The sequence below is a fragment of the Streptococcus infantis genome, assembly GCF_047464215.1.
In the GTDB taxonomy this organism is placed as follows: domain Bacteria; phylum Bacillota; class Bacilli; order Lactobacillales; family Streptococcaceae; genus Streptococcus; species Streptococcus infantis_P.
This window is the reverse complement of record NZ_JASHCG010000048.1, coordinates 1-525: the sequence shown is the minus strand read 5'-3', so window position 1 is coordinate 525 and position 525 is coordinate 1. Positions and strand designations below refer to the sequence as shown.

The following is a 525-nucleotide window of genomic DNA, read 5'->3' as shown; positions in this document are numbered from 1 at the left end:
GAGCTACCGAGCTGCTCCATCCCGCGTTAATAATAAAGGAGGATGTGGGATTCGAACCCACGCACGCTTTTACACGCCTGACGGTTTTCAAGACCGTTCCCTTCAGCCGGACTTGGGTAATCCTCCAATAAATAGTCCGTACGGGATTCGAACCCGTGTTACCGCCGTGAAAAGGCGGTGTCTTAACCCCTTGACCAACGGACCATATTTCAATGGGCACGAGTGGACTCGAACCACCGACCTCACGCTTATCAGGCGTGCGCTCTAACCACCTGAGCTACGCGCCCAAGTTAAAAAACTTGGTAAATGAACGAAATGTTCAAAGCGGGTGACGAGAATCGAACTCGCGACAACAGCTTGGAAGGCTGTAGTTTTACCACTAAACTACACCCGCTAAAATGGGAGTTAACGGGATCGAACCGCTGACCCTCTGCTTGTAAGGCAGATGCTCTCCCAGCTGAGCTAAACTCCCTTTAGCTAAGCGACTTCCTTATCTCACAGGGGGCAACCCCCAACTACTTCCGG

General features: G+C 51.8%; 5 tRNA genes. All 5 read right to left on the bottom strand.

Going from position 1 to position 525, the window contains the following annotated elements:
• Nucleotides 1-36: 36 nt before the first annotated feature.
• Nucleotides 37-126 (bottom strand) — tRNA-Ser (locus QM469_RS10590).
• 6 nt (nt 127-132) lie between these two features.
• A tRNA-Glu gene (locus tag QM469_RS10585) sits at nt 133-204 on the bottom strand.
• Between the two features lie 9 nt (nt 205-213).
• Nucleotides 214-287 (bottom strand) — tRNA-Ile (locus tag QM469_RS10580).
• Nucleotides 288-323: 36 nt separating this feature from the next.
• A tRNA-Gly gene (locus QM469_RS10575) sits at nt 324-394 on the bottom strand.
• Between the two features lie 5 nt (nt 395-399).
• A tRNA-Val gene (locus tag QM469_RS10570) sits at nt 400-472 on the bottom strand.
• Nucleotides 473-525 lie beyond the last annotated feature (53 nt).